The organism is Arthrobacter sp. TmtSoilC51 (genome assembly GCF_055388015.1).
On record NZ_AP035877.1, the window covers coordinates 4,055,888 to 4,068,660 of the forward strand.

6 protein-coding genes are annotated in these 12,773 nt (G+C 61.1%); 3 read left to right on the forward strand and 3 right to left on the reverse strand.

Translation table 11 applies throughout. The features are described 5' to 3' along the window. Positions 1-308 precede the first annotated feature (308 nt). Positions 309-6,959 (forward strand): beta strand repeat-containing protein, encoded by a 6,651-nt coding sequence (locus ACZ5G6_RS18500; protein ID WP_498687161.1) that lies wholly within the window; start codon positions 309-311, stop codon positions 6,957-6,959. A 49-nt stretch (positions 6,960-7,008) separates the two neighbouring features. On the opposite strand, the gene ACZ5G6_RS18505 is transcribed toward ACZ5G6_RS18500, so the two are convergent. The 3 genes from ACZ5G6_RS18505 to ACZ5G6_RS18515 all read right to left on the reverse strand — a co-directional run bounded on the left by ACZ5G6_RS18505 (position 7,009) and on the right by ACZ5G6_RS18515 (position 10,667). Continuing rightward, on the reverse strand, positions 7,009-7,824 hold the full coding sequence (locus tag ACZ5G6_RS18505) for an alpha/beta fold hydrolase (RefSeq protein WP_498687164.1): 816 nt from the start codon (positions 7,822-7,824) through the stop codon (positions 7,009-7,011). Between the two features lie 231 nt (positions 7,825-8,055). Continuing rightward, entirely contained in the window at positions 8,056-9,504 is a 1,449-nt protein-coding gene (locus ACZ5G6_RS18510; protein WP_498687165.1) for an SLC13 family permease, read from the reverse strand. Positions 9,505-9,551: 47 nt separating this feature from the next. After that, complete coding sequence (locus ACZ5G6_RS18515; RefSeq protein WP_498687167.1) at positions 9,552-10,667, reverse strand: PrpF domain-containing protein; 1,116 nt, start codon at positions 10,665-10,667, stop codon at positions 9,552-9,554. Positions 10,668-10,907: 240 nt separating this feature from the next. Between ACZ5G6_RS18515 and ACZ5G6_RS18520 the strand changes: the two genes are divergently transcribed. Both ACZ5G6_RS18520 and ACZ5G6_RS18525 read left to right on the forward strand, forming a co-directional pair. Next, positions 10,908-11,846: a LysR family transcriptional regulator gene (locus tag ACZ5G6_RS18520; RefSeq protein ID WP_223946737.1), complete on the forward strand. Its 939-nt coding sequence runs from the start codon at positions 10,908-10,910 to the stop codon at positions 11,844-11,846. Between the two features lie 60 nt (positions 11,847-11,906). Then, complete coding sequence (locus ACZ5G6_RS18525) at positions 11,907-12,695, forward strand: phosphatase PAP2 family protein (RefSeq protein ID WP_498687170.1); 789 nt, start codon at positions 11,907-11,909, stop codon at positions 12,693-12,695. The last annotated feature ends 78 nt before the right edge of the window (positions 12,696-12,773 follow it).

Consider the following 12,773-nt stretch of genomic DNA (forward strand, 5'->3'; position numbering starts at 1 on the left):
CCCGAGCCCCTTTGTCATTATTTGACTTCTTAGTGCAAACGTGGCTCCGATCGCTACACTAAGCCTAAATTACGAGCTTCGGCCCCAGAGACTTCGTTCACCTCTGGGAGCCGCTTGTACATATTGGGGGGCCTGTGCTGCGCTTTGCTACAAATCTGCGTGTCTGGATATCCGTTCTTCTTGCTGCTGCAGCTGGGATGTTTTTCTTAGGAGGCCTCCAGGCGTCCGCAGCCGAAACTTTACCTGCCAGCATTAGCGGTAAGGTCACCGCGCCCACGGGCGTCATTCTCAGCAATGTGAGAGTGGAGGTGTATGAAACCAATTCGCCTGACTTCTACGTCGATTCTGTTTGGGTCACTTCCGATGGCAGCTACAACGTGCCGGGACTTCAACCAGACAGCTACAAACTGAAATTCTCGGCCAGCGGCACAGGTGCCCTGGACACGTGGTACAGCAACGCTTCCACATTCGACGACGCCACCGCCGTCACACTCACCAGCGGTCAGAATCTCCCTGGGGTCAACGCCACGCTCGTCAAGGGAGCCACCATCAGCGGCAAAGTCACCGCACCAGCGGGCGTCAACCTCAATAGCGCCAAGGTTGAGGCCTACCCAACCAGCGGAGGCGACTCGTACGCCGAGTCCGCGTACGTTGGTTCCGACGGCAACTACAAGATCGTCGGCCTTCCAGCTGGCAGCTACAAACTAAAGTTCACTGGCTACGACACTGGCGCCCTGGATCAGTGGCACAACAACGCAGCGACCTTCGAAACAGCCACCGCCGTGTCCCTCACCGCCGGACAGGACCTCACCGGCATCAACGCCACCCTTATCAAGGGCGCCACCATCAGCGGAAAAGTCTCCGCACCTGCCGGCATCGACGTCAGCGGCGCAAGCATTGAGCTCTACAAGGCAAGCTCGGAGAATTCCTTCGTAGGCTCCGCATATGTCAATTCGGACGGCACCTATAAGTTCATTGGACTGCAAGCTGGGAGCTACAAGCTGAAGTTTGCCGGCGGTGACACAGGGGCGCTGGATCAGTGGCACAGTAACGCCGCGTCGTTCAGTGCCGCGACCGCCATTGTCATAACCGGCGGCCAGGACCTCACGGGAATCAACGCCACGCTTATCAAGGGCGCCACCATCGGTGGCACGATTACGGCACCAGCCGGCGTCAGCCTCCAAAGCACGCGAATCTACGTCTACAAGGCCAGCGACGAATCGTCCTATCTCGCGTCTGCCTACCCTGGCTTCGATGGGACCTTCAAGATCATCGGTCTTCCGGCTGGCAGCTACAAGGTGAAGTTCGCAGGAAACGGCAACGGGGCCCTGGAGCAGTGGTATAACAACACCGCGACCTTCGAGACCGCCACTGCTATCAACCTGACCGCTGGCCAGGACGCTTCTGGCGTCAACGCCACACTCGTCAAGGGCGCCACCATCAGCGGCAAAGTCACCGCACCCGCCGGCGTCACCCTCCCTAATACTTACGTTTATCTCTATAAGGCCGACGACGCCGGCTCGTACTATAGCTACACGTGGGTCGGTTCCGACGGAAGCTACAGTTTCATCGGTCTCCCTGCCGGGTCTTACAAACTTAACTTCACGGGTTACAACAGCGGGGCCCTGGACCAGTGGCACAGCAACGCGACATCCTTCGATTCCGCCACGGCAATTACTCTCACCACGGGCCAGGACCTCACCGGCATCAACGCAACCCTCATCAAGGGCGCCACTATCAGCGGCAAAATTACAGTGCCCACTGGAGTGACTCTGGGCTACAACACGTATGCGTACGCCTATAGCGCCAGCTTCTCCAGCTCCCCCGTTAAGTCGGTTTCTGTAAGTTCTGATGGCAGCTACAAAATCATTGGGCTCCCTGCCGGAAGCTACAAGCTGAAGTTCAGTGGATACAACACTGGCGCCCTGGACCAGTGGCACAGCAACGCGGCATCCTTCGAGACCGCCACCACAATCACTCTCACCACAGGCCAGGACCTCACGGGGGTCAACGCCACTCTCGTCAAGGGCGCCTCCATCAGCGGCAAGATCGCAGCGCCAGCGGGAGTTGACCTGACCAACACGCGGGCAGAGCTCTACAAGACAAGCGATTCTTATTCTCCCGTAGCCTCTGCCTACGCCAACCCGGACGGCACCTACAAGTTCAGGGGTCTGGCGGCTGGCAGTTACAAACTGAAATTCTCAGGCTATGGCACAGGAACACTCGATCAGTGGCACCTAAGAGCCACGTCGTTCGACACCGCTACTGTCATCGCTCTCGTCACGGGTCAGGACCTCACCGGCATCAATCCCACCCTCGTCAAGGGCGCAACCGTCAGCGGCAAAATCACAGCACCCGCTGGCATAGACGTCCGCGACACCTGGGTGGCGATTTACAAATCCGACTCCTCCTACCCCACCATCGGCTCCGCATACCCTGCTTCCGATGGCAGCTACAAGATCACCGGGCTTCCAGCCGGCAGCTACAAAGTGGAGTTCGACGGCGGCGGCACAGGCGCGCTCGCCCAGTGGCACAGCGGCGCGGCCTCCTTTGAAACCGCGACGGCGGTCACCGTCACCACCGGCCAAGACCTCACAGGCATCAACGCCACGTTGGCGAAGGGCGCGACGATTAGTGGCAAGGTCACGCCACCGGCCGGAGTCAGCCTCGGATATTTGCAGGTTTCCATCTACAGTTCCGATAACGAGTACACGTATGTGGATTCCACCTATATTGGTTCCGACGGCAGCTACAAGTTCACTGGGCTTCCGGCTGGCAGCTACAAGGTGAGATTCGGCGGTAACGACTCAAGGACCTTGGCCCAGTGGTACAGCAACGCGGCGTCGTTCGAAACCGCCACGGTGGTCTCCGTCACTACCGGCCAGGACCTGACCGGTATAAACGCCACACTCGTGAAGAGCGCGACTGTCAGCGGAAAAGTCACCGCACCAACCGGCGTCGACCTTGCGAACGCGAGGGTCTATGTCTACAAGTCCGATGACCCGGGATCCTACGCGTCGTACTCGTACGTCGGTTCCGACGGAACTTACATGGTGACTGGGCTCCCTGCAGGCAGCTACAAAGTGAACTTCGAGGGAAACAACACCGGTGCCCTGGAGCAATGGCACAGTAACGCCGCCTCCTTCGACACAGCCACCATCGTCACCCTGACTACGGGCCAGGACCTGGCAGGCGTCAACGCCACATTGGTCAAAGGCGCGACCATCAGCGGTAAAGTCACCGCACCCGCCGGCGTCAATCTAACCAACACCCGCGCGGAGCTCTTCAAGACAGACAACAAGGACTACAACGTGGGCTCCGCCGATCTCGGTTCCGACGGCAGCTACAGGCTCAGCGGCCTCACGGCTGGCAGCTACAAGGTGAAGTTCACCGGAAACGAGACAGGGGCGTTGGATCAGTGGCACAGCAACGCCGCTTCCTTTGAAACTGCCACCACTCTCACAGTGACCACCGGGCAGGACCTCACCGGCATCAACGCCACGCTGGTCAAGGGCGCGACGATCAGCGGCAAAGTCACCGCCCCGGCCGGCGTGAGCCTTTCCACTATCAGGGCCTACGCCTACAAGTCCGATACCGAGTCCTACCCGATCGCGAACTCCGTCCTCAGTTCCAATGGCAGCTTCAAGATCATTGGGCTCCCGGCCGGCAACTACAAACTGAAGTTCTCCGGTTCCGGTTCCGGAGCGCAGGACCTGTGGCACAGCAACGCGTCATCCTTCGCCACCGCCACGTCCATCACCCTGACTACCAGTCAGGACTTGATCGGTCTCAATGCCACGCTTGTTAAGGGCGCGACGATCAGCGGCAAAATTACGGCACCGGCCGGAGTCAGCCTGGGCGGTGTCAGCGTCGCCGTCTACAAATCCGACAACGCCTATTCGTCCGTCGCGAGCACTTCGGTCGGGTCCGACGGCAGCTACAAGCTCATCGGGCTTCCCCCTGGAAGTTACAAAGTGAATTTCGGTGGAAACAACACCGGGGCCTTGGACCAGTGGCACGCAAACGCTACGTCCTTCGCCACCGGCACCACAGTCACTCTGACCACGGGCCAAGACCTCAGCGGCATCAACGCCACCCTCGTCAAGGGTGCGACGATCAGCGGCAAAATCACCGCACCGGCCGGTGTCAGTCTGGCCAGCGCCTACGTTTATGCGTACAAGGCCGACGACCCCAGCTGGTACGTGCAATACGCATCCATCGGATCAGATGGCAGCTACAAGCTCATTGGCCTCCCGGCCGGCAGCTACAAACTGAACTTCGGTGGATACGACACCGGTGCCCTTGATCTCTGGTACAAGAACGGAACTACCTTCGCCACGGGCACGGCAGTGAGCGTCACCACAGGGCAGGACCTCACCGCTGTCAACGCCGCCTACATCAAGGGCGCCACCATCAGCGGCAAGATCACCGCGCCGGCCGGCATAGCAGTTCAAAACACGAGAGTGGAGCTTTACAAGAGTGATTCGGCCAATGCCGTTGTGGAATCCGCAAGGGTCGGTTCGGACGGCAGCTACAAGCTCATCGGGCTTCCTGCAGGCAGCTACAAACTGAAGTTCGCGAGCAACGGGACTGGTGCCCTGGACCAGTGGCACGCCAACGCTGCCTCCTTCGCCACGGCCAACGCCGTCACCCTCACCAATAGCCAAGATCTCGCCGGCGTCAACGCCACCCTGGTTAAGGGTGCGAGCATCAGCGGCAAGCTCTCGGCTGCTGCCGGAATCACTCCGGCCAACGCCTACGTCCACGTCTACTCGGCAACCAACGCCGGCTCGCCGGTGGAGTCGACCAGGGTCAGTGCGGATGGCAGCTATAAGATCATCGGTCTGCCCACGGGCTCCTACAAGGCAAAACTTGAGGGTTCCAGCAGCGGAGCAACCGACCAGTGGTATGGCGGAGCCTCGTTTGAAACGGCATCATCCTTGGCGCTGACCGCAGGGCTGGAGAAGGCATCTGTCAATTTCACGGCCCAACTCGGCGCTTCAATTGCCGGCAAGATCTCCGGGTCCAGGCAAGGCTATTCACCAGTCACGGTCCTTGACGGGACTGGCAAAGCTGTCAAGCAAGGCTATTCCGATCAGGCCGGCAACTTCAGCGTCGTTGGGCTTGCCGCCGGGTCCTACAAGGTGGCGTTCAACCGTTCCAGTGGTTACTCCACCGAGGAAGCCCAGTTCTACCAGAACAAACCCGAGTCGGCGGGCGTAGGACAGGCCTCCACGCTGGCAGTCCAAGCCGGACAACCAGTCCTGAACGTCAACGCGACCCTGACCGCCGGCAGCACACTCAGTGGAACTGTTCTCGACAAAGCTGGAAAGCCAGTGGCCCGTGTTCCCGTGTACGCCTATACAACCAACGGCTCGCTCGTCACACGTAGTTCCTGGACGGACTCCACTGGCAAATACTCAATTCCGGGACTGAGCACGGGCCAGTATGTGGTCAAGGTCAGCACCGGGAACCCGGAACTGGGAGACCTGTATTCAGGGAACGTGACAAGTGAAGCTGCTGCAAAGCCTGTGGCCATGGTCAGCGGCAGCACCACGACCCTCAACCTGGCCTTCCCAGCCCAAGCGCTGAGTCCGGCTCCGGTTCCGACCATCACCGGAACCGCGAAAGTCGGATCGACACTCACCGCGGTACCAGGTATTTGGGGACCATCCCCGGTCACCCTGAGCTATCAATGGAAAGCCAACGGTCTCGTGATCACTGGCGCTACGGCCGCGACGTACGTCCCGGTTACCGGGGATGTCGGCAAAACCATCACCGTCACCGTGACCGGCAGCAAGGCCGGCTACGCCACCGCAAGCCAGACCTCCGCAGCAACCGCCGCGGTCCTGGCCCTGCCGGCGTTGGCCCCGGCTCCAGTACCCACCATCACGGGAACCGCGAAAGTCGGATCGACCCTCACCGCGGTACCAGGTATTTGGGGACCATCCCCGGTCACCCTGAGCTATCAATGGAAAGCCAACGGTCTCGTGATCACTGGCGCTACGGCCGCGACCTACGTGCCAGTCACCGGCGATGTCGGCAAAACCATCACCGTCACCGTGACCGGCAGCAAGGCCGGCTACGCCACCGCCAGTAAGACCTCCGCAGCAACCGCCGCGGTCCTTGCATTGCCGGCGTTGGCCCCGGCTCCGGTGCCGACCATCACCGGCACAGCCAAGGTCGGATCGACCCTCACCGCGGTACCGGGCGTGTGGGGACCATCCCCGGTCACCCTGAGCTATCTATGGAAAGCCAACGGCCTGGTCATCACCGGCGCTACGGCCGCGACCTACGTGCCAGTCACCGGGGATGTCGGCAAAACCATCACCGTCACCGTGACCGGCAGCAAGGCCGGCTACGCCACCGCCAGTAAGACCTCCGCAGCTACAGCCGCGGTCCTTGCATTGCCGGCCTTGGCGCCGGCTCCCGTGCCGACCATCACCGGCACAGCCAAGGTCGGATCAACCCTCACCGCTGTACCCGGCGTGTGGGGACCATCCCCAGTCACCCTGACCTACCAATGGAAAGCCAACGGCCTGGTCATCACCGGCGCCACCGCCGCGACCTACGTCCCGGTTACCGGAGACGCGGGCAAGACCATCACCGTCACCGTGACCGGCAGCAAGATCGGCTACACCACCGCCAGTAAGACCTCCGCAGCTACAGCCGCGGTCCTTGCCCTGCCAGCGTTGGCGCCGGCACCCGTGCCCACCATCACCGGCACAGCCAAGGTCGGATCAACCCTCACCGCCGTACCCGGCGTGTGGGGACCATCCCCAGTCACCCTGACCTACCAATGGAAAGCCAACGGCCTGGTCATCACCGGCGCCACCGCCGCGACCTACATCCCGGTCACCGGAGACGCGGGCAAGACCATCACCGTCACCGTCACCGGCAGCAAGGCCGGCTACGCCACCGCAAGCAAGACCTCCGCAGCAACCGCCGCGGTCGTTTGAGAGTCGCTCCTCGTAACCTCGATATGTCCCAGCGAATGGTCAGCCGCCCCTACCCCGCAACCCCAGCCAGAAAAGTACGCACATCCTCGGCCACGCGCTCCGGGCACTCCCACAACACCAAGTGACCTGTCTTCTCATAGATCTTCAGCTGAGCTCCCGAGATACGGCTGGCAAGGGTTGCTTGATGGTGCCGCGGGACAATGTGATCATGTGCGCCCCACAGGATGAGCGTCGGGGCTGAGATGGTGCCGGCTTCCGATGGCGGAACAGCTTGGTAGTAGCCCCGCAAGGAAGCCTTCCAAACGGCCGCCGGCATGACCAAACCGTCCTGCACTCTGTCCTCGATGTACGCGGCGGGCACAGTGTGCAGCAAGCGATACCACGACAATGATTCCCGAATCCAGTCCTCTGAAATCGGATCAGTAAGCGCCTCAACCTCGTTCGCGAAGTGAGGTTTCCCGTGCAGGCTCAATGGAGATCCCACCAGAATCAGGGATTGCACGAGCTCCGGATTCATCACAGCGAGTTGTTGCGCCACGTAGCCGCCACTGGATGAACCCAATATGTGCGCTCTTGCTACGCCCAAGGAATCCAACGCTGCGACAACATCTTCCACAACCGCCGTAAGCGAGTACCCGTCTTCGGGCTTGTCAGCCTCGCCATGGCCACGAAGGTCCGGCGCCACCAGAGTAACGGATGGAAGCAAGGCAATCAGCCGATCAAAACTCCGCCAGGATTCACCCCACGCATGCAACAAAACCAAGGGTGCGCCGCCGTCGTCGTACGCTTCCACAAGGTGACCCTGCACAAAACAGGGCACGTTGATCCCGGTGCGCAAAGCGATGGTCCTAACCTCGGACTCCATGCGGCCAGCGTACGCCCGCCGTCACCCTTCCGCACGGGCAGCGGCAGCAACGCCGTCGTAGGCTTTTCCCACGCCAGAGGCGGAACCACCTGTTCAGTGGTCCCGCCTTTGGTGCGTTGAGATGATCCAGTCCTGCGCCCGTCTGTCGGGTTACCTGTTGCGTTGGTATGCAGGGCGGGTCCCTCCGCGTGCCGACCTGGACTTGCCGGCAGTCATGTGAAAAGTTGCGGTTTAGAGGATGCCGGTCGGAACCAGCAGCGCCCAAGCCATGGCGGGCGCCACCAGGACCACTCCACCGGCGTAGATCATCAGCTGCTTGTAGACGCGCTGACGGTCTGATTCCTGGGCGTTGGCCACGATCAGTGCGCCGTCGGTGGAGAAGGGCGAAACATCCACCACAGTTGCTGCGATTGCAAGGGCCGCGACCATTCCTGATGCACTCAACGTGCTGGAGGCCAGCAGCGGCCCGGCGAGCGGGATGAACGCGGTCAGCAGCGCGGTGGACGAGGCAAATGCTGAACCGACGCCGATGACGTAGCAGAGAACCAAAGCGATCAGCAGGGGTGCGCCGAGAGCCAAAGCCATCTCTGCAAGGGTGTCGATAACGCCCACATGCTGCAGCAGGGAGACGTAGGTGATCATGCCGGCCACCAGGAGGACGGTGGACCAGGAAACGCCGCCGATGAAGGTCCGGTGTTCCTTGATGTTGATCAGCGCCAGCAGCAGGCCGGCGGAAAGGGCAACAAAGCCAATCGGCATCCGGAAGCCCAAGGTGCAGACGAGCATTACGGCGATCAGCAGAAGCGTGATGATCTGCTGGCCGTGAGGCCGCGTGGTGCGGGGAGTATCGAGGTCGACGTTCTTGACCCCCGTGCCGTCCTTCAGCTTTCCGAAGACCGCGAACAAAGCCAGGGAGAGTGCCGAGAGAAGCAGGTTGATGGCGAAGCTCGCCGCGAAGAGTCCGCCCTGGGAAATGGGGAAGCCGTTATCGTGGGCGATGTTGTGGACCAGGACGCCAGCAACCGAGAGTGGCGAGAACCCACCGGCGTGTGCGCCGTTGATGACGAAGGCACCCATGAGGACGGGGTGAATACGGGATTCGTAGGCAAAACCCATGGCGGCAGGTGCCAGAAGTGCGACGGCGGCAGGCGAGAACGTGCCCAGCGAGGTCAGCGCCGCAGCAATAAGGAAGAAGACCCACGGCAGCAGCATCGTCTTGCCCCGGACGAGGCGCACACAGTTCTGCACGATGATGTCGATGGTTCCATTGCGGTTTGCCATGCTGAAGAAGTACGTCACGCCGATGATCGTCAGGACGATGCTGGCCGGGAAGTCCTCCAGGATCTCCTTATCGGTCATTCCCAGCATGAAATACCCGACGCCGAACGAGGCTACCAGCCCCATCACACCGATGTTCAGGGGCCACTTGGTAGCGACAACGAACATGACCACGAGGATGACCAAGGGAATGATCTGCGTAGCGGTCAAGGTCGGCTCCGTTCCCGAGGTGGCCGCCGGGTTGAAAATGGCGCCTCCGAACATCACAGCGGCCAGACCCAGGACAGCAATCACGGCTGCTGTTATCAGCAGGATACGGCGGCTGCGGTTGGGACGTTTGGAACCAGCCTCCTGAACATCATCCACTGATGTGGAGGCGGCTTGGTAATCGGTCTTAGTCATGATCTTTACTCCTCGTTGAGTGGGCTGATGTCACTGAGCAGCGGATGTTATTGGGCGGCTGATGCGAAGGAAGGCTCGACGGCGCTGCCGAGGAGTTCCGGGAGATGCAGGGTGGTGGTGGCGATGGTGCGTGCCGTCCGGTCCACCCCGACCAACAAGGACCCGTCGCGTTCTTCGCTCCAGGTCTCGATCACGCCCGCAGGAGTACGAAGCCGCAGGATGGATCGCGGTTCACTGCCCGTGATGCTGTTGAGGACAGTTCCTGGGGTGCTTGCTGCAAGTGTCAGGGCGATGCTTCCGGTAATTGCCAGGGCCGGGTGGGGCTTGCCCATGGAGAGCATCATGACGTTGACGTCGCCGGTGTCCCCCGCGCCGGGGGCTCCAACTATTGCGAGCTTGGGGATAGCGCGGGCAGCATCCTTGACTGTTGGGGCCAGGCCCATACGGACGGCGGCCTGCCGCCGGATCTGGTCCAGGGTGTCCAACTGCAGCTTCACGCCCGCCTGCCAACTTTCGAAGCGGGCGGTGTCCAGGCCCAGCTCCTCAGCCTTGACAATCACAACCGGAGCTCCGGCGTCGACCATTGAAACTGTCCAGCGCGTCCCGCCGGCGCTTATCGTGTCCGTCGGTTCGCCCGTGGGCAGCAGCTTCCCGGTCGTCTTTCCGGCGGGATCCTTGAAGCCCAGGCCCACCCGGTATCCGGGAAATACGACGCCGGGCATCTCCGCATCCGGAACGATCGGCAGGGCGCCCTCTGGGGTGGCAACGCGCTGGATGATGATCTGGCCCGTGTTGGTGTTTCGCGTGACGATCCGGGTGTTGTCGCCGCTGGGCGTGACCCAGCCCTTCTCGATCGCGTACAGTCCAACAACCGCAGAGCAATTTCCGCAGTTACTCCCCCAGTCCACGGCCGCTTCCTCGATGCCGACCTGAGCGAAAGTGAACTCGACGTCGACATCCGGGTCGGCAGGTCGGCGCAGAATCATGGCCTTGCTGGTGGTGGACGTTGATCCTCCGACGCCGTCAATCTGGCGGTGGTCCGGGCTTCCGAAAAGCCGGGGCAGCAAAGAGTCCAGGTCTTTGTGGGTTTCGTCCAGGTGTTCACCTTCGAAGACCCAGCACTTGCTGGTGCCTCCACGCATCCATTCCGCTTCAATCTTCATGGCAATCCGTCCATCTCCTCATGCCGCTCTGGGTTTCAGGGGCCTATTAGAAGAATGATCCGGATCACAAATGAAGACAATGTTGGATATTTGATGGGGCATGTAGAGATGCTTCATTCACTATGCTTTGAGCCGTTGAAGGCTGCCTGCGTTCTGACTACTGGCTGCTTTCTGGGCAATAGCTAGGGGAAATCGCGCAGGATTGCATAGAATGAACCAAAATCAGAGGAGAGTTAACTGATGCTTAATGATCATGGTCAGGAATTATTCGACATTCGGCGGTTGGCTCTGCTGGTTGAGGTGGTGGAGCAGGGATCCATCACTGCTGCGGCCGATCTGATGCTCTACACGCCATCGGCGGTCTCCCAACAACTGCGCAAGCTTGAGCAGGAAGTAGGGCAGCCGCTTCTGACCCGTCGCTCTCGCGGTGTGGTGCCAACAGAGGCCGGCCAGGTCCTCGCCGGGCACGCCCGCAAGATGGTGGGGCAGATGCGCGCCGCCCGGAACGACCTCGACCAGATCGCTGGACTCCGCCGCGGCTCCCTGACGGTGGGCACGTTTCCCACCCTCGCCGGATCGTTCTTGCCGCTCGTGATCCGCGCCTTCAAGAAGCGATACCCGGCGATCAGCCTGTCCGTCCGCAGCGCCCGTTTTGAGGAACTGGTCTCGGACCTCGAATCCGGGGAGACCGGCCTTTGCCTGCTCTGGGACTACCCCTGGAATCGCTTCCATGACGACGCTATCCGGACGACCGAAGTTTTCCAGGAAAGCACAGTCATTCTCGTGGCCAAAGGACACCACCTGGCCGACCTCGATGAAGTAAAGATGGAGGATCTGAAAAAGGAATCCTGGATCGTGCGTGCGGACGCGCATCCCGTGGTGGAAGTGCTCCGACGCTCGGCCAACGAAGCAGGCTTCGAGCCGACCATCGGATTCCTGGCCAACGACTACCAGGAAGCGCAGGCCATGGTCAGCGTTGGAATGGGCGTCGCAATGGTGCCCAAAACCGCCGTCGCACTCCAGCACCCCGACGTCCGGGTGCTGAGCCTCGGCGCTGCTGCCCCACTGCGCCGGGTTCTCCTGGCCCAACGCCAGGACAAGGTCTACGCGCCGGCCGAAGTCGCGTTCCACACAACACTGTTGGAAATCGCCCGGGACCACGTTGGGGATTACCTCTAAGGCTGTCGCTGGATCCGAGAGAGACCACCGCCTGCGCCGATGGAGCAGCTATCCTGTGATATGCCCATCCCGGACAGCCCGCCGTCGAACGCCCCCGGAGACCCTGGAGATACATCCGGGGTCCTTCACGACAAGCTCACAATCCCGGAACGATACGTTGCACCCAGGAGTCAAAAGATCCTCTATGTCATCGCGGTTATCCTCGCGGTGGTCGGCGCCGGATCCTTCTTCCTCATCCTCGCCGAAGTAAAGCAAAAAATAGATCTGGCCACAGTAGATGAAACAGTCAGCTCCTGGTTCGTGAGCCAACGCTCGCCGGCGGCGACAACGGTCATGGGTGTCCTTGCCACCATTTTTGGCCCCATAGTGATGCCCATCATCGTGGCGGCCGTGACCGGGATCTGGATAATCAGGGCGCGAAAACTCTGGCGACCTCTCTTGCTGGCTGGCGCTATGCTGACCGGCGTGATCCTCGCCCAAGTCATTACGCGTTTGGTCGAACGGCCAAGACCGCCCATGGATCTCATGGTGCTCGGCGCTGACAGCACCTACTCTTTTCCCTCGGGCCACGTACTCGGCGCGTCCGACTTCCTTCTTGTGGGAGCATTCCTCGTCTTTTCGCGCCGCCGCAGGATAGGTGCTGTCATTGCCGGCTTCAGCGCCGCCGTCGCGGGGGTCGCCACCCAGGCCATCAGCAGGCTCTACCTCGGCTACCACTGGCTAACGGATGTCCTCGCTTCAGTTTCTTTGTCACTCATAGTGCTGGCCGCAGTGATTGCCTTGGACACGTGGCGCACCACGAAGGCGCTGCCCGGGCCGGAAGAGATGGCTGCGAAAAAGCGCGGCTGACGTCACGACTTCATCTCCTCGGCTGATGTTTTTTCAGCGGCGGCAGGCCAATCCGTCCGGATCAGCCGGACAGCCAGA

Bases quoted from the DNA above. Each gene is read 5' to 3' on its own strand.
- ACZ5G6_RS18505 (WP_498687164.1), bottom strand. From the start codon at position 7,824: ATGGAGTCCGAGGTTAGGACCATCGCTTTGCGCACCGGGATCAACGTG.
- ACZ5G6_RS18510 (WP_498687165.1), bottom strand. From the start codon at position 9,504: ATGACTAAGACCGATTACCAAGCCGCCTCCACATCAGTGGATGATGTT.
- ACZ5G6_RS18515 (WP_498687167.1), bottom strand. From the start codon at position 10,667: ATGAAGATTGAAGCGGAATGGATGCGTGGAGGCACCAGCAAGTGCTGG.
- ACZ5G6_RS18520 (WP_223946737.1), top strand. From the start codon at position 10,908: ATGCTTAATGATCATGGTCAGGAATTATTCGACATTCGGCGGTTGGCT.
- ACZ5G6_RS18525 (WP_498687170.1), top strand. From the start codon at position 11,907: ATGCCCATCCCGGACAGCCCGCCGTCGAACGCCCCCGGAGACCCTGGA.